Source organism: Roseateles sp. FW305-36 (assembly GCF_058787015.1).
This window is the reverse complement of sequence record NZ_JBYSZK010000013.1, coordinates 179,942-201,211: the sequence shown is the minus strand read 5'-3', so window position 1 is coordinate 201,211 and position 21,270 is coordinate 179,942. Positions and strand designations below refer to the sequence as shown.

Below are 21,270 nucleotides of genomic sequence, written 5' to 3'. Positions count from 1 at the left end.
TCAAATTAAACTGATTCCGCAGCGAAAGCTGTGTGCAGAGAAACTCTGCTGACTCTACGAATTGGGTTTGTTGACCCTGTCAACAAGCCAACCAGTCAAGCCTGACGACCATAGCGACTTGGTCCCACTCCTTCCCATCCCGAACAGGACAGTGAAACGAGCCAGCGCCGATGATAGTGCGGATTCCCGTGTGAAAGTAGGTCATCGTCAGGCTATTATTAAAGCCAACCCCCATCAGTGAAAACTGGTGGGGGTTTCGCTTTTGCGGCGCCAGAATCGACGCTTTCGATCCGTTTGAGTCTGAGCCATGTCTGGCGATCAATTTGAATTGCCTGGGTTCGGAGACTCGGTGTAACCCGGGTGCCTACGACGCCCCGGGCTGCAGGCCGGCCAGCGAGTACGAGTTGTTTCTGGCGCTGCGGTCTGACATTGGCGGCGAGCATCAATTGCGCCGCGCTGCGGGCGAACTGCAGCAGCAAATGCGGACATCCACTTCCAAATTGCTGAAGCCATCGGTGTGGCACTTCAGCGTACTGGATCTGGGTAAGCTCGCCGCCAACTACTCTGGCGACGCCATGAAGGCCATCGAAGCCGCAAGCGAAGGGGTGGCGCGGCCACCTCCTGAGGTGATCCATGAGGGCTTTGTGAGCTATCGGCCCAGTGCCGCATGCGTGCCGACTTGCTCATCGAATACCCAGCAACTCGTCCCTCGACTGCGGCATGATTTGCAGACGGCGCCGCGCGCGCACGGCGTCAAATGCAAGTCGCTTTCCGCGGCCCCTGTGACGCTCTTCTAAGAGCGCGAGCACGCTGCGGTCGGTAGCACCCTTGGGTGCGCCGCTCAATTGGACAGCCGATGACTTCAGTCTCCTTTGCAGCCATAGAGGACTGGGGTGCCACGAGGTTGTCCGCAGTTGGCGCTCCCAGCCCCGAGCGCCGACAAACAAAAAAAGGCCAGCAACTGCTGGCCTTTCCTTTGCGTGTCAGCGGCTCAAACGTTGAACAGGAAATGCAGCACATCGCCATCCTTGACGACGTATTCCTTGCCTTCCGCGCGCATCTTTCCTGCATCCTTGGCGCCCTGCTCACCGCGATACTGGATGAAGTCGTCGTAGGCGATGGTCTGGGCGCGGATGTAGCCGCGCTCGAAGTCGGTGTGAATGACCGCGGCGGCTTGCGGGCCGGTGTCGCCGATGTGGATGGTCCAGGCGCGCACTTCCTTCACGCCAGCGGTGAAGTAGGTTTGCAGGCCGAGCAACTTGAAGGCGGCGCGAATCAGGCGGTTCAATCCGGGTTCGTCCTGGCCCATCTCGGCCAGGAACATCGCGCGGTCCGCGTCTTCCATCTCGGACAGCTCGGACTCCGTCTTGGCGCAGATCGCCACTACGGGGCCATTCTGGGCCGCGGCGTATTCCTTCAGGCGCTCGAGGAAGGGGTTGTTCTCGAAGCCGTCTTCCGAGACGTTGCCGACGAACATGGCGGGCTTGGCCGTGATCAGGCACAGGGGCTTGAGAATGCCCAGCTCTTCCTTGCTGAAGTCGATGGTGCGCACCGGCTTCGCCTGGTCCAGCGCGGCCTGGCACTTCTCAAGAACCTTGACCAGCGCGATGGCTTCCTTGTCGCCGGCGCGGGCGACCTTGTTGTAGCGATGCAGGCTTTTCTCGACGGTGCCGAGGTCGGCCAGGCAAAGTTCGGTCTGTATCACCTCGATGTCGGAAATCGGGTCGACCTTGCCGTTGACGTGGATGACGTTGGGGTCCTCGAAGCAGCGCACCACGTTGACGATGGCGTCGGTCTCCCGAATGTGCGACAGGAACTGATTGCCCAGACCTTCACCCTTGCTTGCGCCGGCAACCAAGCCGGCAATGTCGACGAACTCGACGACGGCGGGCATGACGCGCTCGGGCTTGACGATCTCGGCCAGCGCCGCCAGGCGCGGATCCGGCAGTTCAACGATGCCGACGTTGGGCTCGATCGTGCAGAAGGGATAGTTCTCGGCGGCGATGCCGGCTTTGGTCAGGGCATTGAAAAGCGTGGACTTGCCGACGTTGGGCAGGCCCACGATGCCGCATTTGAGGCTCATGACGGGTCTTTCTGGTGGCGCAGCAGCCGGCGGAGAGCCGGTGCCGAAGCTGACGATTTTAATCGGCCTGCGCACCGCCAGCCCCAGCGCCCAATGCGGTCATACCCCCTGCCTACAATCGGCTGATGCAAAGCGTGGATGTATTGGTCAGGGGGCGGGGTGCCGTGGGCAGCAGCCTGGCGCTGAGCCTTGCGGCCCAGGGTCTCACCGTCGGCATGACCGGCGCGCCGGAAACGCCTCGTGCGGACGACGTGCGGACCTACGCCCTCAATGCCGCGTCGGTGGCGCTGCTGACCGAATTGAAGATCTGGGACAGCCTGCCGGCTGATGCGGTCAGCCCGGTGTTCGACATGGTCGTCAGCGGCGATGCGGCCGCCGATCAGGCCGCCGGGCGCTTGAGTTTTTCAGCCTGGCAGCAGGGTCTGCGCGAACTGGCGGTCATCGTCGATGCCGCGGCGCTTGATACTCAACTGGCGACCGCGCTGCGTTTCTCTCCGCATGTGCACAACGTCGCCGAAGGCACGCCTGCGGCTCTGACAGCTCTGTGCGAGGGTCGTGAGTCCGCTGCGCGCGCTGCCTTGGGTGTCGACTTCAAGCCCAAGCCCTACGGCCACCGCGCGCTCGCCGCGAGGGTCAGCGCTGATCGGCCCCACCAAGGTATTGCCCGCCAATGGTTCCAATCTGGTGGTGAGGTGCTGGCCTTGCTGCCGTTCGAGAAGCCGACGCCGGGGGCGTCCTACGGCCTTGTCTGGTCCTGCGCCGAGGCGAGAGCCGAGCAATTGCAGGCTTTGCCGGCCGCCGACTTCGAACGCGAACTCAATGCGGCCACCTTGGGCGCCGCGGGCGAACTGAGCCTGGGCAGCGAGCGCTCGAGCTGGCCGCTGGCCCTTGCCCGCGCGGACGCGGTCAGCGGTTCGGGCTGGGTGCTGCTCGGCGATGCTGCCCATATCGTCCATCCTCTCGCCGGCCAAGGCCTGAATCTGGGCCTGGGGGATGTCGCGGCGCTGACGCGCGTGCTGTCCGGGCGCGAGGCCTGGCGCCCGCTGGGCGACGAGCGGCTGCTGCGTCGCTATGCCCGCGAGCGCCTGGCGCCGACGCTGGCGATGGGCGAGCTGACCGATGTGCTGCAGCGCCTCTTCGCGAATTCCTCTCCCGCCGTCCAGGGGCTGCGCAACCGCGGGCTGGACGCACTCAACCAACTCACTCCCGTCAAGCGCTGGCTGACCCAGCGCGCACTCGGGCTCTGAAACTCAACCGGCTTCTCATCGTGCGCTCTCTCGCCTCCCGCCTTCTGGCCCTCCTGCTCGTCGCCGTCAGCCTGCCCGCGCTGGCCAACGAAGCTGCTATCCGCAAGGCCTTTGCCGAGCGCATGCCCAACGCTCCCAAGATCGACGAGGTGCGCCCGTCGGCCATGCCCGGGCTGTGGGAGGTGCGCATCGGCAGCGAGATCCGCTACACGGATGCCGCGGCCAACTTCCTCATTGAAGGCGAGCTCATCGACCTGAAGGCCAAGAAGAACCTGACCGAGGAGCGCATCACCCAGCTCAATCGCGTCGACTTCGCCAGCCTGCCCTTCAAGGATGCGGTCATGTGGAAGAACGGGACCGGCAAGCGCCGCATCGCCGTCTTCGCGGACCCCAACTGTGGCTATTGCAAGCGCTTCGAGAAGGGCCTGCAGGAGCTCAAGGACGTCACCGTCTACACCTTCCTCATCCCCATCCTCGGCGGCGATTCGCCCGAGAAGACGCGTGCGATCTGGTGCTCCAAGGACAGTGCCAATGCCTGGCTGAGCTGGATGCTCAAGGGCGAGCAGCCGGGCAAGGCGCCGGCTTCGTGCGACGACGCTGCCATCGAGCGCAACCTGGCGCTGTCGCGCAAGATCCATGTGAACGGCACGCCGGCCATCCTGCTGGAAGACGGCAACCGCATCCCCGGTGCCGTCGGCCCCGTGGAACTGGAAAAGCGCCTGCAAGCCCTGGCCGCGCCGGCCAGCAAGTCCTGACACCATGACGGCTGAACTGCGCCAGCTCGCGCATCGGCTGGGTTATGCCGGACTCGTGCCGCTGATGCTGGGCTGCGCGTTGATCTGGCTGATCGACCCGCGCGACGAGGATCCCTACCGCTTCGTACGGTTCGCCACGGCCACCTATGCGGCCCTCATCGCGTCCTTCCTCGGCGGCATCCATTGGGGCCTGTCCTTCATCCGCGGCCTGCCCGAGAGGCGGCCGCTGGTTTGGGGCGTCGGCGCGACGCTGCTGGGTTGGCTGGGTGTGCTGATGCCGCCGCATGCCGGCCTGGCCCTGCTGGGTGGCGTGCTGATCGCCTGCTACGTGATGGACAGGCGCGTCTACCCGCAGTTCGGCGCGGCTGACTGGCTGACCCTGCGCTTTCGGCTCACCGCCGTCGCGGCGTTGAGCTGTTTCCTCGCCGCCGCGGGTAGCTGATGCGCGGGCCGAGCTACCGCATCGAGCTGGCCGACATCGCGGCCCACCGCTACCGCGTCACGCTGACCCTCACCAGCCCTGCGGCCGAGCAGATCTTCAGACTGCCGGTGTGGATCCCCGGCAGCTATCTGGTGCGCGAATTCGCCAAGCAGATGAACGGGCTGGCGGCGCGCCAGGGCAGTCGCGAGTTGGCGGTCGAGCAGATCGACAAGGCCAGCTGGCGCGTGCGCTGCAGCGGTCGCGCAGCCCTGACGCTGAGCTACGAGGTCTATGCCTTCGATGCGTCGGTGCGCACGGCGTGGCTGGACAGCCAGCGCGCCTTCTTCAACGCCAGCAGTCTGTGCCTCCGCGCGCATGACCGCGAAGATCAGGTGCATCGCATCGAGCTTGCGCGCCTGCCCAAGGAATGGCAGGTCGCGACCGAGATGCGTGAGGCCGATGGGGGCTGGGAGGCCGACGGCTACGACGAGCTGCTCGATCACCCCTTCGAAATCGGCGCGCATTGGCAGGGCGAGTTCGTCGCCGCCGGCGTGCCGCATCGCATCGTCGTCGCCGGCGCCTGGCCCAGCTTCGACGGCGAGCGCCTGCTGGCCGACGTCAAGCGCATCTGCGAGGCCCAGATCGAGTTCTGGGGCGAAGCGCCCTTCGAGCGCTACAGCTTCCTGCTGTGGGCCGTGGATGACGGCCATGGTGGCCTGGAACACCGCGCCAGCACGGCCCTGATCTGCGCGCGGCGCGAGCTGCCCACGGCCGCCGAAGCCGCGGCCCCGAGCGACAACTACGCACGCCTGCTGGGCCTGTTCAGCCACGAGTACTTCCACGCCTGGAACGTGAAGCGGCTGCGCCCGGCCGAGTTCGCGAGCTTCGACTACCAGCGCGAGAACTACACCGAGTTGCTGTGGTTCTTCGAGGGCTTCACCAGCTATTACGACGAGTTGATGCTGAGACGCGCGGGCCTCGTGGACGGGCCGCGCTATCTGAAGCTGCTGGCCGCCTCGCTCAATGGCGTTCTCGCCTCACCGGGACGGCGCGTGCAGCCACTCGCTTCGGCTAGCTTCGAGGCCTGGACCAAGTACTACCGGCCCGACGAGAACAGCGTCAACGCGGCCAGCAACTACTACGGCCAGGGCGCGCTGGTTGCCCTCTGCCTGGATCTGAGTCTGCGTGGACGCAAGTCCAGCCTGGATGCCCTGATGAAGCGGCTGTGGAAGCGCAGCGCCGGCGGGCCTGTCAGCGAGGCCGACATCCTGACGGCCGTGACGACGCTTGGCGGCGAAGACATCGCGGCGCAACTGCAAGCCTGGGTGCATGGCACCGACGAGCTGCCGCTGCGCGAGCTGCTGCAGGAGCATGGCATCGCCTGGCGTGACGAGGGGCGTGCCAGCGTGGCCCAGCGCCTGGGCCTGCGCGTGCGCGAGACGGCGCTCACCGGCGTCGGCGTGACGCACGTGCTGACCGGCGGCGCGGCCGAGGCTGGGGGCCTCAATGCGCGCGACGAGATCATCGGCTGCAATGGCTGGCGCCTGCGTCGTCTCGACGACGTGCTGGCGCTGCTGGGCAGCGGACAGACGCGGCTGCGGCTGCTGGTCAGCCGCGATCAGCGCCTGGTCGAGCTCGATGTCGACCTGCGGCCGCCTCAATCCGCCTCCGTCGCTCTGACGCTGGCCGACGGCCCTCACGCAGCACGCCGCCGCTGGCTCGGCGCCTGAGCCGACGATGAGAACACCGCGGCCACCGGGCCTGCTGGTGCTGGCCGTGCTGATCCTGCACCTGCTGCTCGGCCAGGAGGTGCAGCGCATCCACGAAGGTTGGGTCAGCGAGGGACCACCGCCCATGCCGCCTCGCCTGCAGGTGGCCCTGGTGCGCGAGATGCAATTGCAGCCACCGCCGGCCCGGCATGTCCAGTCGCCAAGGCCCAGCCGGCCGATGCGACCCAAGGCCCCCGTCGTGGCGGCCGCTTCGCCGGCCAGTGCGGCCTCGGCACCCGAGCCTGAATCCCGGCCAGCGCCACCGCCGGAGCCCCTTGCGCAGGCGGCCTCGCAGCCCGTTGAAGCGGCCTCGGTCGCCCAGGCTGCATCGGCCCCAGCCGACAACGAGCCCGGCCCCGAATGGCCGCTGTCCACCCGGCTCAGCTATGTGCTGACGGGCAACTACCGGGGCCCGGTCAGCGGCCAGGCCCAGGTCGAATGGCTGCGCCAGGGCCGGGACTACCAGGTTCATCTGGACGTCGGTGTCGGCCCCAGCTTTGCGCCGCTGATCACGCGGCGCATGAGCAGCCAGGGCCAGCTGACACCGGAGGGCATCGCGCCCCAGCGCTATGACGAGGAGACCAAAGTCATCCTCAGCGAGCGCCGTCGGGTCAGCGTCTTCTTCCTCGGCACCGAGGTGCAGCTGGCGACCGGCGCGCGCGAGCCGGTCATGCGCGGCGCCCAGGATTCGGCCAGCCAGTTCGTGCAGCTGACCTGGCTCTTCCTGACCGGCCGCGAGCCGCTGCAGGTCGGCCGCGTCCTGCAGTTCCCGCTGGTGCTGCCGCGCCGGCAATACGCCTGGCAGTACGAGGTCATCGGCGAGGAGACGCTGGACACCCCGATGGGGCCGATGGCGACCTGGCATCTGAAGCCCACCCGGCCGGCCGGTAGCGGCGATCTGACAGCCGAGGTCTGGCTCGCGCCCTCGCTGCAATACCTGCCCGTGCGCCTCGTGATCCGCCAGGACGCCGACACCCATATCGACCTCATGCTCAAGAGCGCGCCGCTGCAGGCCGCGCCAGAATCCAGCAACAACGACATTCCCAGGAGAACCAGCCCATGAGCTACGAATGCATCATCACCGCCGTCCACGGCGACGGCCCGCGCAAGACCGCGTTGATCACGCTGAACCGTCCCAAGGCGCTGAACGCGCTGAACGACCAGCTGATGGACGAGATGGGCGAGGCCCTGCTGGCCTTCGATGCCGACGACAGCATCGGCTGCATCGTGCTGACCGGCTCCGAGCGGGCCTTCGCGGCCGGGGCCGACATCCCGACCATGCTGCCCCACACCTTCGCCTCCGCCTTCAAGAGCGGGCTGATCTCCAAGAACTGGGAGACCATCCTGCAGGTGCGCAAGCCCGTCATCGCCGCAGTGGCAGGCTTTGCGCTGGGCGGCGGCTGCGAGCTGGCCATGATGTGCGACTTCATCATCGCGGCCGACTCGGCCAAGTTCGGCCAGCCCGAGATCAAGCTTGGCATCGTGCCCGGCGCCGGTGGCACTCAGCGCCTGCCGCGTGCCGTGGGCAAGAGCAAGGCCATGGACATGCTGCTGACCGCCCGCATGATGGGCGCGGCCGAGGCCGAAAGCGCCGGCCTGGTGTCGCGCGTCGTGCCGGCCGACAAGCTGCTCGAGGAAGCCCTGGCGGCGGCCGAAACCATCAACGGCTTCAGCGGGCCCTCGGTCATGCTGATCAAGGAACTCGTCAACCTCGCCTACCAGGGCCCGCTGACCGATGGCGTGGCCGTGGAGCGCCGCTATTTCCATGCGCTGTTCGGCAGCCACGACCAGCGCGAGGGCATGGAAGCCTTTCTGGCCAAGCGTGCGCCGAACTTCGAGCACCGTTGATTGGATGTGGCGAAGCGATGACGATCTAGGGGTAACTGTTTGCGTTCAATGAATAGTCAGTTCATGTCGGCCTAGTATTTCTACCAAGACCGGCTGCCTACAGTTCAGGCCATGGACATCGCGGTCGCGATGTCCGAATGACCCGAAGCAGGACCATCCTGCCAGTACTGAGGAGCCCGTCATGAGCAAGCTGTCTACCGTCATCGCCGCCACCCTCCTGATCGCCGCGGGTGCCGCATCGGCCCAAACCGCCACCCCGCTGACCCGCGAGCAAGTGATTGCCGACCTGGTCGCCGCCCGCAACAGCGGTGAACTGGCCGCCATCCAGGGCGAAAAGGGCGTCGAAGTGACGACCCCCGCCACCGCCAAGGCGGCCGCCGTCGCCACCGTCAAGCTGCCCCGTCAGGCCGTGCTGACCTCCAAGACGGCCGAGTACCGCGCCGACGAGAAGACCGCCGCTGCGCTGGCCGCTGACCACGGCGAGAACGCCGCTCGCGAACTGGGCGATTTCCCGGCCCGCATCGTTCGTCCGGCCACCGGCGTGGCTTCGCGCTAAGCCAAGCGCTGAAACAAAGCGGTTTCAAACCGATGAAAGGCGACCCGAGAGGGTCGCTTTTTTCTTGCCTGCGTTCCTAGAATCCGCGGCCCGCACGACAAGGGCATTGGAGACAAGATGCGAATGCAGCAGATGTGGGCAGCGACGGCGCTGCTGACGGCCTCGATGACAGCGCTGGCTTCCGGCCCCGTGGTCGGCGTGAGCTGGTCCAACTTCCAGGAAGAACGCTGGAAGACCGATGAGGCCGCGATCAAGGCCGAACTGGCCCGCCAGGGTGCCAGCTATGTGAGTGCCGATGCCGGCGGCTCACCCGAGAAGCAGATCGGCGACGTCGAGTCCCTGCTGGCCAAGGGCGCCAAGGTGCTCATCATCCTGGCCATGGACAAGGACGCCATCGTCCCGGCCCTGAACAAGGCCAAGGCGCGCAAGGTTCCGGTCGTGGCCTATGACCGCCTCATCGAGGCCCCCGAGGTCTTCTATCTGACCTTCGACAACCGCGAGGTCGGCCGCCTGCAGGCCAAGGCCGTGCTGGCCGCCAAGCCCCAGGGCCGCTACGTGATGATCAAGGGCTCGCCCAGCGACCCCAATGCCGACTTCCTGCGCGCCGGTCAGCAGGACGCGCTGGCCGATGCCGTCAAGAAGGGTGACGTGAAGATCGTCGCCGAGGAATACACCGACGGCTGGAAGCCCGAGGTGGCCCAGAAGAACATGGAGCAGATCCTGACCCGCCTGAAGGGCGGCGTCGACGCGGTCGTGGCCAGCAACGACGGCACGGCCGGTGGTGCCATCGCCGCACTCGCGGGCCGTGGCGTCAAGGGCGTGCCGGTCAGCGGCCAGGATGCCGACCATGCGGCCCTGAACCGCATTGCGCTGGGCACGCAGACGGTGTCGGTCTGGAAGGACTCGCGCGCCCTGGGCAAGGAGGCTGCAGCGGCCGCAGTGCAACTGGCGGCCGGCCAGAAGGTCGACGGTGCCGCGTCCTGGGCCGGTGGTGAGCGCAAGGTCTCGCTGCAGGCCAAGTTCCTGGCACCGGTGGCGATCACGCAGGCCAACCTGGATCAGGTCATCAGCGCCGGCTGGGTCAGCAAGGCCGTCGTCTGCAAGGGCGTCGACGCCGCCAAGGCCCCCGCGGCCTGCAAATAGGAGAGGCGATGAGCGCCCAGACCCAGCGGCTCGCCGTCATGGCGGCCGTGCTGGTGGCCATCGCCATCGGCTTTCATCTGCTCACCGGCAGCTTCCTGACGGCAGAGAACCTCTACAACATCGCCCAGCAGACCGCCGTCGTCGGAATCGTCGCCAGCGGCATGGCGCTGATCATCGTGGCGCGCCAGATCGACCTCGCCGTGGGCTCATTGCTCGGCGCCGTCGGCGTGCTGATGGCCTGGCTGCAGTACACCCAAGGCTGGTCGGTCGTCGCCTCGCTGTTCGCGGGCTTGGGCCTGGCGCTGGTGGTCGGCCTGTTCCAGGGCTGGCTGTCCGCCGTCATCGGCATCCCGTCCTTTGTCGTGACCCTGGGCGGCCTGGTGTCGCTGCGCGGCGTGGCCTTCCTGGTGGCCGACGGCAAGACGCAACCCGTCACCGAGCCCTGGCTGCTGGCCCTGGGTGGCGGCCTGGACGGCTCGTTGGGCGAGCGCGGCAGCTGGTTGCTGGGCGTGGGCCTGGTGGCTTTGCTGTGGGGCTGGCAGGTCGTGCAGCGTCGCGCGCAATTGCGCGCCGGCGGCGTGCCGGGCGACATCAAGCATGAGCTGATCAAGGGCGGGCTCGCCGCGGTCGCGGTGTTCGGCATCGTGGCCGTCTTCAACGCCTACAAGATCGAAGGCCAGGAACAGGGCCAGGGCCTGCCGCTGCCCATGGTGATCTGGGTCGCCGTCGTGCTGCTGCTGGGCTTCATCGCCAAGCACACGCGCTTTGGCCGCTACGTCTATGCCATTGGCGGCAATCCCGACGCCGCGCGTCTGGCCGGTATTCCGGTGCGGCGCGTGATGATCCAGCTCAATCTGCTGCTGGCCGCGCTCGTCGCGCTGGCCGCCATCGTCGCGATGGCGCGCCTGAATGCCGGCACCAACTCGATGGGCACGGGCATGGAGCTGACCGTCATCGCGGCGGCCGTCATCGGCGGCGTCAGCCTGGCCGGTGGCAGCGGCAGCGTCGGCGGCACGGTGCTGGGCGCCCTCATCATCCAGAGCATCGACAGCGGCCTGCTGCTGACCGATGTGGCCATAGGCTGGCGCATGGTCGTGCTCGGCCAGGTGCTGGTGGCCGCCGTTGTGTTTGACCGTGTGGTGCAGAAATGAGCGCTTTGCTTGAAGTGCGCGAGGCGCGCAAATCCTTTGGCGGCGTGCATGCGGTCGACGGCGTCTCCTTGAGCCTGGCGCCCGGCGAGGTGCTGGCCGTGCTGGGCCACAACGGTGCCGGCAAGTCCACGCTGATGCAGATGCTGGCGGGCGCGCTGCCTTTCGACGGTGGCGAGTTGCTGCTGAACGGCCAGCCTGTGAAGTTCGCGAGCCCGGCCGATTCCCGCGCCGCCGGCATCGAGACCATCCACCAGAAGCTGGCCCTGGCCGACAACCTGGACTCGGTCGCCAACCTCTTCCTCGGCCGCGAAATGCGCACCCGCCTGGGCCTGCTCGACGACGCCGCCATGCGCGCCGCCGCGGTGCCGCTGTTCGCCCGGCTGAACCCCAACTTCAAGAACATCGCCGACCCGGTGATGTCCCTGTCGGGCGGCCAGCGTCAGGTCGTGGCCATCGCGCGGGCCCTGCAGTTCAAGGCCCGTGTGCTGATCATGGACGAGCCTTGCGCGGCTCTCGGCCCCGCCGAGACGGCCATGGTGCACGACCTGATCCGGCGGCTGAGCGCCGAGGGCGTGGGCATCCTGCTGGTCACCCACGACATGCCGGACGTGTTCGCGCTGTCCAGCCGACTGATGGTCATGAAGAACGGCCGGCCCGTGGCCACCTGCCGCACGTCGGACGTGACTGAGGACGAGGTGCTGGCAATGATCATTGCAGGCAAGGCGCCCATGACTCAGTGATCGTTGTTTCTCATTTTGTTCAATCGGTCGATTACGAACAGAATGAGAAACAAACCGACCGCGTTACGACGTTGCTTCACCGGCCAACGCCGGGCCAAAGCCTTGTCGTCAGACTGTCGACCTTGGCAAGAAATGCGACTGCGTCACCTGAGGGTGACCCGGACGCCCTATGCGCGTGCCGAGTGCTCCGCGAGCCGTCGAGGCACTCGAAACAGCTTGGGCCTCAATGGGCGAGTCGGTCACGCTACCGTCCGGGCGCTGGCGGAACGTTCAGGGCCCAGCCGCCGACGCACAACGCCAGAACGACCGGAATGGCGCTGAATTTCTGATTTGACGAAATTCTCGCTGTTGATTTGCAGTGTTTGGCTACAATTTCGGAAAAGCAGAAATTGACTCTGAAAGCTTCTGCTCAAGATCGCAGTAACTGAAACTCCGAAATGACTGATGCGTCCCGCCGCCACCCGACCCTGCTGAAGTCAGCCCCAGAGCTGGGCCCGATCGTGCGCGAGCGCCGCAAGTCGCAGTCGCTGCGCATCGACGATGCCGCCGGTCTGCTTGGCGTATCGGTGGATCTGATGTCCCGGCTCGAGAACGGCCAAGGGTCGGTGCGCCTGGACAAGGCGATGACCGTGCTCGACGGTTTGGGCCTGGCGCTGATGGTGCTGCCCAAAGAGCACCCTTGGGCCCGCGAGGCTGCCACAAACAGCCCGTCGGCGCCCGCCAGCCACCGCGAGGCGTGAGGCGGCAAGCATGGCCCACGCGCTGCATGTCTGGGCGGAAGAGACCCGAGTTGCGACTATCGAACATGAGGGTCGCGACGACCGCTGGAGTCTGAGCTATGTCGAGCCTTGGGTTGCTGACACGCAGTCCTTCCCCCTGTCGCCGGCCCTGCCCCTGACGCGTCCGCCGGCCGACTACCCGTCTGCTTCCGTCAAGCGCTTCATCGAGCATCTGTTGCCCGAAGGCAGGGCCCTGGATGTGGCCGTCGCCTACAACGGCCTGGCCAAGAGCAACATCTTCGGTCTCATCTGGGCCCTGGGCGCCGAGACAGCGGGCGCCCTGCGGTTCACGGGCGGCGCTGCAGCGGCACAGGCGGAGGGCGAACCCGTCTTGCGAGAAATCCCCCGGCACGAACTCGACCAACGCATCGCTGAGAGAGCGCACGTGCCGCTGACGGTGTGGGATGGCAAGGTGCGCATGTCGGTGGCTGGACTGCAGGACAAACTGCTGGTCTACCTCGACCGACCGCTGAGCCAGGGCGGGCGGCTCTTCCTGGTGAATGGGCAGCGACTGGCGTCGACGCACATCCTCAAACCCGACGCCGCCAACCCGACGACGCCCCACCTGGCGGTCAATGAACACTTCTGCATGTCGCTCGCCCGCCGTATGGGCCTACCGGCTGCCGAGGTGGAGCTGCTGCGCACGCCTCGGCCCGTGCTGGTCGTGCGGCGCTTTGACCGCGAGGTCCGGAACGTCGGCGGCCAGCCGCGGGTTCTCCGCCGGCACATCATCGACGCCTGCCAGGCCTGCGACCTGCCCTTGACGTACAAGTACGAGCGCAACCTGGGCAACGCCGAGGCGGTGCGCAACATTCGAGACGGCGTGAGCTTCGAACGCCTGTTCGGCTGTGCCGACATCACGGCCAACAAAGCCGCCTCCAGGCTGACCATGCTCCGTTGGGCGCTCTTCCAGTTCCTGATTGGCAACAGCGACGCGCACGGCAAGAATTACTCGTTCTTCGTGCGCCCGGGCGGCCTCCTTGAACCGACGCCTTGGTACGACCTGGTGAGCGTCCTGCAGTACGACGCACTCGACGCTGAACTGGCCATGGCCTACGGCGACGTATTCAGTCACGCCGAGGTGTCGCCCTTCGCCTTGGCCGACTTCGCCGCACGCTGCGGCATCGACCGCAAGCTGATGCGCCGGGAAGGCCAGCGGCTGGCAAAGCTTGCCGAAGCAGCGGCTGCGGCTCAGGCTGAAGACGCCGCCTACGAAGGCGAGGTCGAGCGTGCCTTCGTACAGGGCATCGCCGGTTGTGTGGCGAAACAGTCCCAGCGGCTCACGCAGTTAGTGGCGGACGCCGCGCGCTTGAAGGAAAAGTACCTTTAAGAGCGCGGAGAAGCGCTCCTGCAGCTTGTGCTGGCGGCGGCGAAATCACTGGTCGGATCGCTGGCGTGACGACAGCGTCTTCAGCCGTTACCTGATTGATCTGCTCATGATGCAGCCGCCCAAGGCACTGCTGCGCGCCGCCATCGCCAAGGCGGCGACGGCCGATGGCGACAGCATCGAAACCGGCCTGACCAAGGCCATTCAGGACCTGCGGGAGCGCCCCCATCGGCTCGACGCCTGCATGAGGGCGATGCAGATGACGACGCTATCCAAAGCGCAGTCGTGGTCCCCGGATTGAGGCGCTGGATAAGCGCGGAGGGTCGACCTTCCGGCCGCGAGGCGTGGTCATGAAGAACGGCCGCCCTGTCGCCACCTGCCGCACGGCCGATGTGACCGAGGACGAGGTGCTGGCGATGATCATTGCAGGGAAGGCGCCGGCTGCTGTGGCCTAGTGTCAGCCGAACAGGTCGCCCGTGGTCGGCGCGGGCACATCGACCGGCTTGCGCCTCACGACGAGACGCTTCTTGCGCGACACCTGGGACGCGGTGGCCCACCATTCGTCCGCGAACATGTCCGCTTCATCGGGCCCGTCGAGTCGCGAAGGCCCGCTCGCGGGCTCCAGCGGGAAGGCATGCAGTTGCTCGGCCGGGAAGCGAACGAGCAGCCGTTCTGCCTGTGCTCCCGTGCCCTGCAGCCACTGCCGCTGAGCTTGGACGGGCAGGATCACCGGCATGCGCTTCTCGTGCGTCGGGTGCTTCAGGCGATCGAAGACGTCATGCCCCTCGGCGTTGAGGGTCAGCACGCAGAACGATTGCAGCGTCTCACCCGTCGGGCTCGTCCAGGCCTTCCACAGGCCGGCCAGCCCCATGGGCTGCTCGTCCGTGCGGTGGACGCTCCACAGGCCCGGCCGGCCGCAGGCGTAGCACCATTCGGTCAGCCGCTCCACGGGAACGACGCAGCGCCGGCCGGACCACCAGCTTTCCCGGAAGGTCGGGTCCGATTTCATCGTTTCGACGCGGCAGTGCCCAGTCTGGGTGGTCGTGCTGATGTGCTGCGCCAAGGCGGGCCGCAGCCCCCACGTGCCGACGTTGACGTCGCCCAGCGCGTCGGCGACCGGGTGCGGGGCCTGGACGATGAACGGAGCCATGACATCGGTGCTGCCGGGCCGACCCAGCTCGGCGCCAGCCGGCAAGGTCACGCCGAACGTCGAAAGCAGCCGGTCGGCATCGGTGACGGGTTCGTGGTTGCTGCGCACGCGAGTTCCTTGACGATTCGAGGCAAATAGTACTGTATACAAAAACAGTATTCGCGATGCCCTGGCAGCATCTGAGGAGTGCACCCGAACGGGTGGCTCGCTCACCAAATCCGCATGGCTTCAAGATGCTCGGCCTGCAGCTCATTCAAGGCGTCGAGCTCGGCACTCAGCCAGAAGGCGTTTTCCTCCGCGCGGGTCAGCTCCAGCCGAAGCTCAACCAATTGGGATCCGGAGATGCGGTCCCTCCCTTCGGCATCCAGTGCGGCCTTGCGTGCGGCCCGCAGCATGATTTGCGCGTCCTCAAGTTCGCGGTGTTTCTCTTCAATGCGCTGCTGATACATCGTTCAGCTCCCAACGGCTTCCGCTCTTGTGGCGGATGCGGACCAAGACCGGCGCCCCCACTGCAAATCTACAGCGGCGAGAGTGTCTGAATCACTGGCAGGCCTTCCAGGTAGGCCGAAAGCGGTGTCCATGGCAAAGCGCCCATGCCGGCTGGATGCCTGCATGGGCGCTTCAAGAAACTGGTCCGGCTGTGAGCCGGGTCCGAGCGACCTACGTCGTCACGCCTCTCGGCGCAACGCCGGGAACAGGATGACGTCGCGGATCGACGGGCTGTCGGTGATCAGCATCATCAGCCGGTCGATGCCGATGCCGCAGCCGCCGGTCGGGGGCATGCCGTATTCCAGCGCGCGGATGAAGTCCGCGTCGAAGAACATCGCTTCTTCGTCGCCGGCGTCCTTGTTGGCCACCTGGGCGTGGAAGCGCGCGGCCTGGTCCTCGGCGTCATTCAGCTCGGAGAAGCCGTTGGCGTACTCGCGACCGGTGATGAAGAGCTCGAAGCGCTCGGTGATCTTGGGGTTGGCGTCCGAGGCGCGCGCCAGCGGCGAGACCTCGACCGGATAGTCGATGATGAAGGTGGGCTCCCACAGCTTCTCTTCGACGACGGCCTCGAACAGGCCGAACTGCAGCTCGGCCAGGCTCCAGCGGGCGGGGGCCTCCTCACCGGCAGCGACGATCTTGGCGCGCAGCACCTCGGGGTTGTCGGCCTCTTCACCGGTCAGGCCGGCGAACTGGATCAGCGAGTCACGCACCGACACGCGGGCGAAGGGCTTGTCCAGGGCGACCGGCTTGCCGGCGTAGGTGAGGGCGGCGCTGCCGGTGGCGGCGACGGCGGCATGGCGCAGCACGGCCTCGGTGAAGTCCATCTGGTCGTGATGCGTCCAGTAGGCCGCATAGAACTCCATCATCGTGAACTCGGGGTTGTGCCGGACCGAGATGCCTTCGTTGCGGAAGTTGCGGTTGATCTCGAACACGCGCTCGAAGCCGCCCACCACCAGGCGCTTCAGATAGAGCTCAGGCGCGATGCGCAGGAACATCTCCTGGTCCAGCGCGTTGTGGTGGGTCTTGAAGGGCTTGGCGTTCGCGCCACCCGGGATGGGGTGGAGCATGGGCGTCTCGACTTCCAGGAAGCCATGGTCGACCATGAAGCTGCGGATGGCCGACACGGCCTTGGAGCGGGCCGTGAAGCGCTTGCGGGCGTCCTCGTCGGTGATCAGGTCGACATAGCGCTGGCGGTACTTCTGCTCCTGGTCGGACATGCCGTGGAACTTGTCCGGCAGCGGGCGCAGGCTCTTGGTCAGCAGGCGCAGCGTCGTCACGGCGACGGACAGCTCGCCGGTCTTGGTGCGCATCAGCGTGCCTTCGGCGCCCAGGATGTCGCCCAGGTCCCAGTGCTTGAAGGCGTCGTAGACCTCAGGCCCGACGTTGTCGATGGTGACGCGCAGCTGGATGCGGCCGGTGGCGTCCTGCAGGGTGCAGAAGCTGGCCTTGCCCATCATGCGCTTGAGCATCATGCGGCCGGCCACCGTCACCTTGACGGCTTGCGGCTCCAGCTCCTCGTTGGGCACCTCGCCATACTGAGCCTGCAGGGGCTGGGCACGGTGCTGGGGCTTGAAATCGTTGGGGAAGGGCACCGCCGTGGCGGCCCGCAGCGCGGCCAGTTTGGCGCGGCGCTCGGCGATCAGTTGGTTGTCGTCGGTAGCGGGGGTCGGAGGGGTCGTGGTCATTGCGGGCCTTCAGTCGAACCGTCGATTCTAGAATCTCGCGCCCCATGAGCTTGAAGCGCGCCACTCTCACCTTGCTAGCCGGCAGCGCGCTGGCCCAGGCCATCCCGCTTTTGCTGGGGCCGTGGATCGCACGCCTGTACACGCCAGCCGAGTACGGCCAGTTCTCCCTGGTCTGGACCGTGGCCAGCAATCTGGCCGTCGTCGGCTGCGCCCGCTACGAGTTCGCGCTGGCCCTGGAGAAGGACGATGCCGGCGCCGCGACCCTCTTGGCCCTGTGCCTGCGCATGCTGCTGGCCATGACGGCCATGGCCGTCATCGTCGGTGCGGCCTGGATGCTCTGGGCCGATCTCCCCGCCGCTGCGGCCATGCCGATGATCGTGCTGGCGGCCGCCGCCAGCCAGGCCCTGGCCCAGTGGGCGGCCCGCGCGGGCGAATTCGCGGCCCTTGCCCGGGCCCGCGTCGTGCAATGGGGCGGCGGCGCCCTGGCCCAGGTCGGCTTCGGGCTGCTGCAGGCCGGCCCCTGGGGTCTGATCGGCGGCGCGACCCTGGCCACCGCCGCGGCGGCCACGATGCAGGCCCGACCCGCACCTGCCGGCGGCTGGCGCGGCCTGCTGCAGCCCCAGCCTCTGCGCGAGATGGCCGCCAGACATCGCGACTTCCCGCTGCTGAACACGCCCCATGCCTTTGCGGGCGCCCTGCAGGACACCCTGGCCATCACGCTGTTGACGGCCTGGCTGGGCGCACCCGAGGCCGGCGCCTGGGCCCTGGCCCTGCGCTATCTCAAGGCGCCGGCGTCCCTCGTCGGCGGCTCGCTGTCGCAGGCCCTGTATCCGCGGCTGACGCAGGCCGCCAGCCTCGCCGAAGCGCGCGTGCTGGTGCGCCAGAACCTGCTGCTGCTGGCCGCCCTGGCGCTGCCGCTGATGCTGGTCCTGCTGGCCTTCGGCCCCTGGCTGTTCGCCACCGTCTTCGGCCCCGAATGGCGCGGTGCCGGCGAGCTGGCGCGGTCGCTGGCGCCGTATGTGGCCCTGCATTTCATCGCCGCGCCGCTGTCCGTCGTGCTGATGGCCTGGGGCGCCCAGGCCTGGGGGCTGAAGCTGGCCCTGGTCGGACAGGTGCTTTTCATCGGCGGGCTGGCGGCCGGGTTGTGGCTGGGCGGCCTGGCCGGTGCCGGCTGGGGCGTGTCCGCGGCGATGCTGCTCTACTTCGGCTACTTCTTCTGGGCACTCTGGACCTGGGAATGATGCGCGCCTTCCTCAACCGCTGCCGTCGCCGCCTCCTGCGGCTGCTGGGCTTTCGCATGCTGTTCGGCGAGGCCGGCGCGCCGCATTCGCGCATCGCGCCCAGCACCTGCATCGAAGGCGAAGCCGGCCTGCGGCTCGCGGATCACGTCTTCATCGGTCAGTTCAATTTCATCGACGCCGGCGCCGGCCTCGTCATCGAGGAAGGCGTGCAGATCACCAATTTCTGTTCCATCGTGACCCACAGCACGCACAACGCGCTGCGCGTCAACGGCCGACGTTTCGCCACGCTGGGCGGTGAACTGCCGGGCTACCGCAAGGCGCCCGTCCGGCTCGGCGCCTACAGCTTTGTCGGCCCGCACAGCCTCATCGAGGCTGGCAGCACGCTGGGCAAGGGCGCCATCCTGTGCGCCTATTCGCAGCTGCGCGGCGAGGCACCCGACTTCGCCATCATGGCCGGCCAACCGGCCCGCCAGGTGGGCGACACGCGCGAGCGTGATGCGTCCCTGCTGGCCCGCCATCCCGAATTGCGCGAGGCCTACGAGGCCTGGGCCGGAAAGGCTGTCCCGTGAGCTTGGGTGGAGGTCTGAAACTCGTCCTCATCGGCGACGGCGAAAGCCCGCATCTGCTGAAGTGGGCCCGGGCGCTGAACCCGCGTGTGCAACTGCATGCCATCTCGTCGCGCGGCTTCCTGCCCGAATTCCTGCAACTGCTGCCCGATGCGCGCCGGCTGGCGTTGAACACCGCGCCTGATCACGCCGGCGGCAATGTCGCGCTGATCAAGCAACTGCCCAAGGCCGGCGCCTGGCTGGCCGACACCGACCCGGACTGGATTCACGCCCACTATCTGACCTCTCACGGCACCCTGGCCTGGGCCGCCAAGCTGGGCTGGCGCCTGCGCGCCCAGATCGCCGGCTCGGCCTGGGGCAGCGACATCCTCGTCACGCCCCAGCGCGGCGGCGCTTGGCGCTGGCTCACGAAGAAGGCCCTGCGCAGCTGCGCCATCACGACCTCGGACTCGGTCTACATGGCCGAGCGCATGCGCGAGCTTGGCGCCGGCGAGGTCATGGTCTTTCCCTTCGGCCTGGAAGCCATGCCCAAACAGAACGCGAAGAAGCAGCCCTGGCTGTGCTTCGCCAATCGCGGCCTGGAGCCCATCTACCGGCCGCAGCTCGTCATCGACGCATTTGCGCGCATCGCCGCGGCCCAGCCCGAGGCTCGCCTCGTCGTCGCCAATGACGGTTCGCTGCGCCAGGCGCTGGAGACCGATGTCGCTGCCCGCGGCCTGGCCGACAAAGTCAGCTTCGTCGGCCGCCTCGATGCGTCGGCCCAGGCCGGCCACTACGCCCGCTCGACCTGGTTCCTCAGCCTGCCCGAGAGCGACTCGGTGTCGGTCTCGGTGCTCGAAGCCATGGCCCATGGCTGCGTGCCGCTGCTTTCCGAGCTTCCTGCCAATCGCGAGCTGATCGGCGACTCCGCGCGCGGCCTGATCGTCGGTTCGCTGGACGACCTGCCAGCTCGCATGGCGGCACTGGACGCGGGCAAGCTCGCCGCGGTCAACCGTGACTGGGTGGCGGTGAACGGCCTGTTCGAACCCCATGTACAGCGCTTCCTGACCCGGCTCAAGGAACTGACCCCGGCATGAGGATCCTGCTCGTCAACCACTACGCCGGCTCGCCCGCCCATGGCATGGAGTTCCGGCCCTACTACCTGGCCCGCGAATGGGTCAGGGCGGGGCATGAGGTCACCATCGTCGCGGCCAGCTACTCGCATGTGCGGGCGGTGCAGCCGCAGATGCAGGGCGTGCCGCGCGAGGAGATCATCGACGGCATCCGCTACCGCTGGCTGCCCACGCCGCATTACGCCGGCAACGGCGTGGGCCGGCTGCGCAACATCATGTCCTTCTTGCGCCAGCTGCGTGCCGACGCTTGGCGGCTGACGCGCGAGTTCCGGCCCGATGCCGTCATCGCGTCCAGCACCTATCCCATGGACGTCTGGGTGGCCAAGAAGCTCGCCAAGCTCGCCAAGGCCAAGCTGGTCTACGAGGTGCACGATCTCTGGCCGCTGTCGCTGATCGAGCTGTCGGGCATGTCGCCCCGCCATCCTTTCGTGCTGATGTGCGGCAAGGCCGAGGCCGATGCCTACCGCGATGCCGACGTCGTCGTCTCCATGCTGCCCTGCGTGCAGGAGCACATGGCATCCAAGGGCCTGGACCTGAAGCGGCTGTGCATCGTGCCCAATGGCTTTGCGCCTGAGGAATGGCAGGGCGAGAGCGCGCCACTGGGCGCGACCCTGGCGGCGCATCTGGACGCCGAGCGCGCCGCCGGCCGCGTCATCGTCGGCTATGCCGGCTCCATGGGCCTGCCCAATGCGCTGGACGTGCTGCTCGATGCTGCCGCCAGGCTGCGCGACCAGCCCATCAGTTTCGTGCTGGTGGGCAGCGGCCACGAGGCCACGCGCCTGGCCGAGCGCGTCCAGACCGAGGGGCTGACGAATGTGCGCTTCTTCGCGCCCATCCCCAAGGCCCAGATCCCGACGCTGCTGGGCCACTTCGACATCGCCTACATCGGCTGGCAGCGCACGCCCATCTACCGCTTCGGCATCGCGCCCAACAAGCTCATCGACTACCTGATGGCCGGCCGCGCGGTGCTGCACTCGGTCGAGGCCGGCAACGACCCGGTGGCCGAGGCCGGCGCCGGACTGACCGTGCCGCCCGAAGACGCCGAAGCGGTGGCCCAGGGCCTGCTGAAGCTGGCCGCCCTGTCACCCGCCGAGCGCGAAGCCATGGGCCAGCGCGGCCGCGCCTTCGCGATGGCGAATCACGCCTTTCCGGTCCTCGCGGCCCGCTTCATCGAGGCCCTGTCCTGAACGGCCGGCCCTGATCGTCGA

General features: G+C 67.3%; 22 protein-coding genes, 1 rRNA gene and 1 pseudogene. 20 read left to right on the top strand and 4 right to left on the bottom strand.

Annotation, left to right across the window (positions count from 1 at the left end; all coding sequences use genetic code 11):
* The first annotated feature begins 100 nt into the window (after positions 1-100).
* Positions 101-213: ribosomal RNA gene (rrf, locus tag AC3WOE_RS22475) — 5S ribosomal RNA — on the top strand.
* Between the two features lie 191 nt (positions 214-404).
* Complete coding sequence (locus AC3WOE_RS22470; RefSeq protein WP_492693623.1) at positions 405-797, top strand: hypothetical protein; 393 nt, start codon at positions 405-407, stop codon at positions 795-797.
* A 194-nt stretch (positions 798-991) separates the two neighbouring features.
* Here AC3WOE_RS22470 and ychF read toward each other — a convergent pair whose 3' ends face one another.
* Complete coding sequence (gene ychF, locus AC3WOE_RS22465) at positions 992-2,083, bottom strand: redox-regulated ATPase YchF (RefSeq protein WP_492693622.1); 1,092 nt, start codon at positions 2,081-2,083, stop codon at positions 992-994.
* 125 nt (positions 2,084-2,208) lie between these two features.
* Between ychF and AC3WOE_RS22460 the strand changes: the two genes are divergently transcribed.
* The 14 genes and pseudogenes from AC3WOE_RS22460 to AC3WOE_RS22395 form a co-directional block, all read left to right on the top strand.
* A complete protein-coding gene (locus tag AC3WOE_RS22460; RefSeq protein WP_492693621.1) occupies positions 2,209-3,330 on the top strand; it encodes an FAD-dependent monooxygenase in 1,122 nt (373 codons plus the stop codon).
* A gap of 20 nt (positions 3,331-3,350) precedes the next feature.
* Positions 3,351-4,085, top strand: a complete 735-nt coding sequence (locus tag AC3WOE_RS22455; RefSeq protein WP_492693620.1) for a DsbC family protein — start codon at positions 3,351-3,353, stop codon at positions 4,083-4,085.
* Positions 4,086-4,089: 4 nt separating this feature from the next.
* Complete coding sequence (locus AC3WOE_RS22450; protein ID WP_492693619.1) at positions 4,090-4,527, top strand: DUF3429 domain-containing protein; 438 nt, start codon at positions 4,090-4,092, stop codon at positions 4,525-4,527.
* Positions 4,527-6,236 carry a M61 family metallopeptidase gene (locus tag AC3WOE_RS22445; RefSeq protein WP_492693618.1) on the top strand — a complete coding sequence of 570 codons (1,710 nt, stop codon included), beginning with the start codon at positions 4,527-4,529 and terminating at the stop codon, positions 6,234-6,236. The genes AC3WOE_RS22450 and AC3WOE_RS22445 overlap by 1 nt, the downstream gene beginning before the upstream one ends.
* Positions 6,237-6,243: 7 nt before the next feature.
* Complete coding sequence (locus tag AC3WOE_RS22440) at positions 6,244-7,338, top strand: DUF3108 domain-containing protein (protein ID WP_492693617.1); 1,095 nt, start codon at positions 6,244-6,246, stop codon at positions 7,336-7,338.
* Positions 7,335-8,123, top strand: a complete 789-nt coding sequence (locus AC3WOE_RS22435) for an enoyl-CoA hydratase (RefSeq protein ID WP_492693616.1) — start codon at positions 7,335-7,337, stop codon at positions 8,121-8,123. The genes AC3WOE_RS22440 and AC3WOE_RS22435 overlap by 4 nt, the downstream gene beginning before the upstream one ends.
* Before the next feature lie 181 nt (positions 8,124-8,304).
* On the top strand, positions 8,305-8,679 hold the full coding sequence (locus AC3WOE_RS22430) for a DUF4148 domain-containing protein (RefSeq protein WP_492693615.1): 375 nt from the start codon (positions 8,305-8,307) through the stop codon (positions 8,677-8,679).
* Positions 8,680-8,796: 117 nt separating this feature from the next.
* Positions 8,797-9,822 (top strand): substrate-binding domain-containing protein, encoded by a 1,026-nt coding sequence (locus AC3WOE_RS22425; RefSeq protein ID WP_492693614.1) that lies wholly within the window; start codon positions 8,797-8,799, stop codon positions 9,820-9,822.
* A gap of 8 nt (positions 9,823-9,830) precedes the next feature.
* The gene (locus tag AC3WOE_RS22420; RefSeq protein WP_492693613.1) at positions 9,831-10,973 is read left to right on the top strand and encodes a sugar ABC transporter permease; all 1,143 of its coding nucleotides are present in this window, start codon (positions 9,831-9,833) and stop codon (positions 10,971-10,973) included.
* Positions 10,970-11,713 (top strand): ATP-binding cassette domain-containing protein, encoded by a 744-nt coding sequence (locus AC3WOE_RS22415; protein WP_492693612.1) that lies wholly within the window; start codon positions 10,970-10,972, stop codon positions 11,711-11,713. The genes AC3WOE_RS22420 and AC3WOE_RS22415 overlap by 4 nt, the downstream gene beginning before the upstream one ends.
* A gap of 437 nt (positions 11,714-12,150) precedes the next feature.
* Positions 12,151-12,453, top strand: coding sequence for a helix-turn-helix domain-containing protein (locus AC3WOE_RS22410; protein ID WP_492693611.1), 303 nt, complete (start codon positions 12,151-12,153; stop codon positions 12,451-12,453).
* Positions 12,454-12,463: 10 nt separating this feature from the next.
* A complete protein-coding gene (locus AC3WOE_RS22405; RefSeq protein WP_492693610.1) occupies positions 12,464-13,822 on the top strand; it encodes a HipA domain-containing protein in 1,359 nt (452 codons plus the stop codon).
* Positions 13,823-13,928: 106 nt separating this feature from the next.
* On the top strand, positions 13,929-14,120 hold the full coding sequence (locus tag AC3WOE_RS22400; RefSeq protein WP_492693609.1) for a hypothetical protein: 192 nt from the start codon (positions 13,929-13,931) through the stop codon (positions 14,118-14,120).
* A gap of 37 nt (positions 14,121-14,157) precedes the next feature.
* Positions 14,158-14,274: pseudogene (locus tag AC3WOE_RS22395) on the top strand (sugar ABC transporter ATP-binding protein); the annotation flags it as partial.
* 2 nt (positions 14,275-14,276) lie between these two features.
* Here the strand turns inward: AC3WOE_RS22395 and AC3WOE_RS22390 are convergent.
* The 3 genes from AC3WOE_RS22390 to lysS all read right to left on the bottom strand — a co-directional run bounded on the left by AC3WOE_RS22390 (position 14,277) and on the right by lysS (position 17,143).
* Positions 14,277-15,077 (bottom strand): SOS response-associated peptidase family protein, encoded by an 801-nt coding sequence (locus AC3WOE_RS22390; protein ID WP_492693608.1) that lies wholly within the window; start codon positions 15,075-15,077, stop codon positions 14,277-14,279.
* Between the two features lie 101 nt (positions 15,078-15,178).
* Positions 15,179-15,418, bottom strand: a complete 240-nt coding sequence (locus AC3WOE_RS22385; protein ID WP_492693607.1) for a hypothetical protein — start codon at positions 15,416-15,418, stop codon at positions 15,179-15,181.
* A 219-nt stretch (positions 15,419-15,637) separates the two neighbouring features.
* Complete coding sequence (gene lysS, locus AC3WOE_RS22380) at positions 15,638-17,143, bottom strand: lysine--tRNA ligase (protein ID WP_492693606.1); 1,506 nt, start codon at positions 17,141-17,143, stop codon at positions 15,638-15,640.
* Between the two features lie 44 nt (positions 17,144-17,187).
* Between lysS and AC3WOE_RS22375 the strand changes: the two genes are divergently transcribed.
* The 4 genes from AC3WOE_RS22375 to AC3WOE_RS22360 are packed head-to-tail and all read left to right on the top strand — an operon-like array spanning position 17,188 to position 21,249.
* Positions 17,188-18,384: a lipopolysaccharide biosynthesis protein gene (locus AC3WOE_RS22375; protein ID WP_492693605.1), complete on the top strand. Its 1,197-nt coding sequence runs from the start codon at positions 17,188-17,190 to the stop codon at positions 18,382-18,384.
* Complete coding sequence (locus AC3WOE_RS22370) at positions 18,384-18,953, top strand: acyltransferase (protein ID WP_492693625.1); 570 nt, start codon at positions 18,384-18,386, stop codon at positions 18,951-18,953. Before AC3WOE_RS22375 ends, AC3WOE_RS22370 begins: the two co-directional genes overlap by 1 nt.
* Positions 18,950-20,026: a glycosyltransferase gene (locus AC3WOE_RS22365; protein ID WP_492693604.1), complete on the top strand. Its 1,077-nt coding sequence runs from the start codon at positions 18,950-18,952 to the stop codon at positions 20,024-20,026. Before AC3WOE_RS22370 ends, AC3WOE_RS22365 begins: the two co-directional genes overlap by 4 nt.
* Positions 20,023-21,249: a glycosyltransferase family 4 protein gene (locus tag AC3WOE_RS22360; protein ID WP_492693603.1), complete on the top strand. Its 1,227-nt coding sequence runs from the start codon at positions 20,023-20,025 to the stop codon at positions 21,247-21,249. Before AC3WOE_RS22365 ends, AC3WOE_RS22360 begins: the two co-directional genes overlap by 4 nt.
* The last annotated feature ends 21 nt before the right edge of the window (positions 21,250-21,270 follow it).

Excerpts from the sequence above, each read along its gene's own strand:
- AC3WOE_RS22370 (WP_492693625.1), top strand. The coding sequence starts at position 18,384 with ATGCGCGCCTTCCTCAACCGCTGCCGTCGCCGCCTCCTGCGGCTGCTG.
- AC3WOE_RS22410 (WP_492693611.1), top strand. The coding sequence starts at position 12,151 with ATGACTGATGCGTCCCGCCGCCACCCGACCCTGCTGAAGTCAGCCCCA.
- AC3WOE_RS22425 (WP_492693614.1), top strand. The coding sequence starts at position 8,797 with ATGCGAATGCAGCAGATGTGGGCAGCGACGGCGCTGCTGACGGCCTCG.
- AC3WOE_RS22445 (WP_492693618.1), top strand. The coding sequence starts at position 4,527 with ATGCGCGGGCCGAGCTACCGCATCGAGCTGGCCGACATCGCGGCCCAC.
- AC3WOE_RS22415 (WP_492693612.1), top strand. The coding sequence starts at position 10,970 with ATGAGCGCTTTGCTTGAAGTGCGCGAGGCGCGCAAATCCTTTGGCGGC.
- AC3WOE_RS22430 (WP_492693615.1), top strand. The coding sequence starts at position 8,305 with ATGAGCAAGCTGTCTACCGTCATCGCCGCCACCCTCCTGATCGCCGCG.
- AC3WOE_RS22375 (WP_492693605.1), top strand. The coding sequence starts at position 17,188 with ATGAGCTTGAAGCGCGCCACTCTCACCTTGCTAGCCGGCAGCGCGCTG.
- AC3WOE_RS22460 (WP_492693621.1), top strand. The coding sequence starts at position 2,209 with ATGCAAAGCGTGGATGTATTGGTCAGGGGGCGGGGTGCCGTGGGCAGC.
- AC3WOE_RS22420 (WP_492693613.1), top strand. The coding sequence starts at position 9,831 with ATGAGCGCCCAGACCCAGCGGCTCGCCGTCATGGCGGCCGTGCTGGTG.
- AC3WOE_RS22385 (WP_492693607.1), bottom strand. The coding sequence starts at position 15,418 with ATGTATCAGCAGCGCATTGAAGAGAAACACCGCGAACTTGAGGACGCG.
- ychF (WP_492693622.1), bottom strand. The coding sequence starts at position 2,083 with ATGAGCCTCAAATGCGGCATCGTGGGCCTGCCCAACGTCGGCAAGTCC.
- AC3WOE_RS22440 (WP_492693617.1), top strand. The coding sequence starts at position 6,244 with ATGAGAACACCGCGGCCACCGGGCCTGCTGGTGCTGGCCGTGCTGATC.
- AC3WOE_RS22435 (WP_492693616.1), top strand. The coding sequence starts at position 7,335 with ATGAGCTACGAATGCATCATCACCGCCGTCCACGGCGACGGCCCGCGC.
- lysS (WP_492693606.1), bottom strand. The coding sequence starts at position 17,143 with ATGACCACGACCCCTCCGACCCCCGCTACCGACGACAACCAACTGATC.
- AC3WOE_RS22400 (WP_492693609.1), top strand. The coding sequence starts at position 13,929 with ATGATGCAGCCGCCCAAGGCACTGCTGCGCGCCGCCATCGCCAAGGCG.
- AC3WOE_RS22450 (WP_492693619.1), top strand. The coding sequence starts at position 4,090 with ATGACGGCTGAACTGCGCCAGCTCGCGCATCGGCTGGGTTATGCCGGA.
- AC3WOE_RS22405 (WP_492693610.1), top strand. The coding sequence starts at position 12,464 with ATGGCCCACGCGCTGCATGTCTGGGCGGAAGAGACCCGAGTTGCGACT.
- AC3WOE_RS22360 (WP_492693603.1), top strand. The coding sequence starts at position 20,023 with ATGAGGATCCTGCTCGTCAACCACTACGCCGGCTCGCCCGCCCATGGC.